General features: G+C 64.3%; 6 protein-coding genes and 1 pseudogene. All 7 read right to left on the bottom strand.

Translation table 11 applies throughout. The annotated features are described in order from the left end of the window. Positions 1 to 104 (bottom strand): annotated as a pseudogene (locus tag WAN71_RS26200) (NADH-quinone oxidoreductase subunit B); the annotation flags it as partial. An 8-nt stretch (positions 105 to 112) separates the two neighbouring features. Beyond that, on the bottom strand, positions 113 to 490 hold the full coding sequence (locus tag WAN71_RS26195) for an NADH-quinone oxidoreductase subunit A (protein WP_422228116.1): 378 nt from the start codon (positions 488 to 490) through the stop codon (positions 113 to 115). A gap of 292 nt (positions 491 to 782) precedes the next feature. Further along, positions 783 to 1181, bottom strand: coding sequence for a hypothetical protein (locus WAN71_RS26190; protein WP_422228115.1), 399 nt, complete (start codon positions 1179 to 1181; stop codon positions 783 to 785). A 34-nt stretch (positions 1182 to 1215) separates the two neighbouring features. After that, positions 1216 to 1752 (bottom strand): YceI family protein, encoded by a 537-nt coding sequence (locus WAN71_RS26185; RefSeq protein ID WP_422228114.1) that lies wholly within the window; start codon positions 1750 to 1752, stop codon positions 1216 to 1218. A 104-nt stretch (positions 1753 to 1856) separates the two neighbouring features. Beyond that, positions 1857 to 2270, bottom strand: a complete 414-nt coding sequence (locus WAN71_RS26180; RefSeq protein ID WP_422228113.1) for a nuclear transport factor 2 family protein — start codon at positions 2268 to 2270, stop codon at positions 1857 to 1859. An 11-nt stretch (positions 2271 to 2281) separates the two neighbouring features. Next, positions 2282 to 2641: a DUF6285 domain-containing protein gene (locus WAN71_RS26175; RefSeq protein ID WP_422228112.1), complete on the bottom strand. Its 360-nt coding sequence runs from the start codon at positions 2639 to 2641 to the stop codon at positions 2282 to 2284. After that, positions 2641 to 2928, bottom strand: a 288-nt coding sequence (locus WAN71_RS26170; protein WP_422228111.1) for a catalase, incomplete at its 5' end; no start/stop codon positions are given. The genes WAN71_RS26170 and WAN71_RS26175, both read right to left, overlap by 1 nt.

Raw genomic sequence — 2928 nt, 5'->3', positions numbered from 1 at the left:
AACCCGAACGTCGCCGGCCACAGCGAGCTCTTGCGAAAGTATCCCGCCAGCTGTTCGACGGTCGTCAGCAAGAAGCCGCTCGGCACTTTCTCCTCTATGCCCACGTCTTACCTCAATCCCAAGTCAGGCCGCCGCGGCGCCATACGTAGGCGTAGGCCACGAAGACCGTGAGCATGAACACCACCATCTCGATCAGCGCGAACAGCCCCAGCTGGTCGTAGCTGACCGCCCACGGATACAGGAACACGATTTCAATGTCGAAGACGATGAACAGCATCGCGGTCAGGTAGTACTTGACCGGGAACCGCTGCCCGCTGCCTGCATGCGGAGCATTGGCCGGCTGGTCGCTGGGTTCGATCCCGCATTCGTATGCCTCGAGCTTCGCCTTGTTGTAGCGCGACGGGCCGGTGATCTGCGCGAGCGCGACCGAGCCGAGGGCAAAAGCAGCGGCGATCCCCCCAAGCACCAGGATTGGTAGGTACAGATTCATGCCGCGAAGACGCTCCCTAACTGTTCATCTAATGGGCTGACTGTGAGCGCAACCACAGCCTAGCGATCGTGTGTGGTCCCGCGCTCAGCAGTCTAGATGTGACCTCAACCACAGCCGGGTGGGTGGTCGCCCCGTCGGAGCGCGCAATCGGCACGCGGATATAGCCGGCTCACGAAATGCTAACAGCGGGAACCTGTTTCGCATCTCGACGCGCGACGGGGGATCGGGTCGCAGCACTTATCCGGGTGCGCTCGGCGGCCGTGTCCGCTTGCGCTCGGGGTCCGATAGTCAGCTAACGCACCGGAGGGCGCAGCAACTCCAGCACCGTTCGGCTGAGCCGAATCGGGTCGATCGGCTGCGGGACCGATGCCTCGGCGCGTGACCAGCTGGCCAGCCAGGCATCGTCGCGCCGCCCGGTGAGCACCACGATCGGCGGTCCCTGGTCAATTTCGTCTTTCAGCTGCTTGGCGATGCCCATGCCGCCTTCCGGGGTCGCCTCGCCGTCCAGAATGGCCAGATCGATGCCTCCGGCGTCCATCTGTTGGATGACGACAGGTCCGGTGGCCACTTCGACGTAGCTCAGCTCGGGCAGATCCGGATGCACCCGTTTGCCCAACGCCAGCATGACGTCCTGTCGGGTCTCGGCGTTGTCGCTGTACACGAGGATGCGCAGTGGGCTGGTGTCAGGCACGGTGAGGATGGTACTGCCCAGCGACGATGCGGGCTTACCGCTGCGCCCGCACGAAACACACGTCGGCCGAGACTGTCGCGGTCTCGCCGACCATGCCGACCCGGTTCCAGTCCAGGTTGAACTGGGCCCGGTCGATCTCCGTTTTCGCCGATAACCGCACTGAGCCGTCGTCGAGCAGGGTGATCTGGACCGGCAGCGGCACCGGCGCGGTGACCCCCTTGATGCTGAAGGTGGCCTGCAAATCGGCGGCGTTACCGGTGGTGGGCTGCACCGCGGTAACAACCACGCCGATCTCCGGAAAGCGCTCGACATCGAAGAAATCGGCCGACCGCAGATGATCGTCGCGCTTTCCGATTCCGGTCCGCAACGACGCCACCTGGATGTCCAAGCGGCCGAAGATGGCACCCTTGCCGGTGACCTGGCCGTCGGCGGTGAATTCGGTGAACCGGCCTTTGACGCTGATCAGGCCCCACATGTTCTTGATCTTGAAGGTGATCGTGGACCGATCGGGAACGAGGTTCCATGCTCCTTCGGTGTCAGGATCGTTCAGCAGTGTTTCCACGGTCGTCATGTGCGCCGCTCCTCCTCATCGCTGTGTCCCCCTCGCCGCTGCGCGGCTGGGGGTGCCCCCACTGCATCGTCGCCGGCGCGGGTCATCGGCACCTCCGTTGCCGGCTAGCTCATCAGCGGTGCGAGTTCGGCTGGGTCGAAGTACTCATCGATACGCCTGATCAGGGCTTGATTCGAGGCACTGACACCCACCTTAATCACGATGCAGACGCGCAGAGCGATCAATCCGCCGTCGTGGCCGGTGGCGTGCAGGATGTGCTGCTGGACGAAACCGTCGGGGGACAGCTGGCGGTCCAGGAGCTCGTAGCGGCGCTGCGTGGTGACCCCGATGAACCAGCGCAGCACCTTCAGCGCGCGCTCTTTGTCGTTGTCGCGGCGGGCGCCCACCCGCCATACCGCGACGTCGTCGTCGAACAGTTGCCGCAGCGTCGTCTCGTCGCTTCGCTCGATCGCTGCGAAGAGCTGGTCGGCCACCTCGGTGATGGCCTGCCGACTGTGGCCGGAGCCGTTAGCGGGCATTGGGTGTCTTTCTATTCGTTCTGGTAACCCGGATGCGCGACCGATAGACGGTGGCTCACCAGCGCGCGTAGAGCCGATCGCACCTGGTCGCTGCGATCGTCCAGCACGCCGGCCCGAATTGCGGAAGCCAGTTGGGCTTCGTCGTCAAAGCCGACGCCAGCCAGGGCATCGGTGACGTCGTCGGCCGATTCGTCGAGCAATTCACGCTCGACGATGCGTAACACGTTGGCCGCAACCCGGGCATGGAAGTTGACCTGACCGGTAGTCGACTCCCGGACATCGGTCTCGAGGAATTCGGCGACCGCAGCGACAAGTTCAGCCGCAGTCGGACGGCCATGCAGTGCGTTGCCAGAAGCGGCCCCGGCCGTCATCAGGTCGCGGGTGCCTCGGGACCGCGATCCACACCCGTGCGCAGCTTCACCGATGCTGAGTAAGCCAGTGAGCGAAATCGCAGCACCGGATCATTCGAGGGCTCGATGCCGTCGGTGACGCGCATGGGGTCGAACACGACGATGTCACCGCCATGCTCGCGTTCCGTTTCGATACCGGTGATCTCGAGGCTGCCGACGGTGACGGTTTCGGTGCCGTGCCAGGGTTTGGACGGGTCGACGGTCGAGTCGCCCTGCGCGGCGAGCTGGACCTGGTAATCGAACCGGAC

The organism is Mycobacterium sp. (assembly GCF_049280035.1).
Classification (GTDB): Bacteria; Actinomycetota; Actinomycetes; order Mycobacteriales; family Mycobacteriaceae; genus Mycobacterium.
Note: the sequence above shows the minus strand (reverse complement) of the source record. Positions and strands in the feature narration are given on the sequence as shown.

Excerpts from the sequence above, each read along its gene's own strand:
- WAN71_RS26195 (WP_422228116.1), bottom strand. The coding sequence starts at position 490 with ATGAATCTGTACCTACCAATCCTGGTGCTTGGGGGGATCGCCGCTGCT.
- WAN71_RS26185 (WP_422228114.1), bottom strand. The coding sequence starts at position 1,752 with ATGACGACCGTGGAAACACTGCTGAACGATCCTGACACCGAAGGAGCA.
- WAN71_RS26180 (WP_422228113.1), bottom strand. The coding sequence starts at position 2,270 with ATGCCCGCTAACGGCTCCGGCCACAGTCGGCAGGCCATCACCGAGGTG.
- WAN71_RS26175 (WP_422228112.1), bottom strand. The coding sequence starts at position 2,641 with ATGACGGCCGGGGCCGCTTCTGGCAACGCACTGCATGGCCGTCCGACT.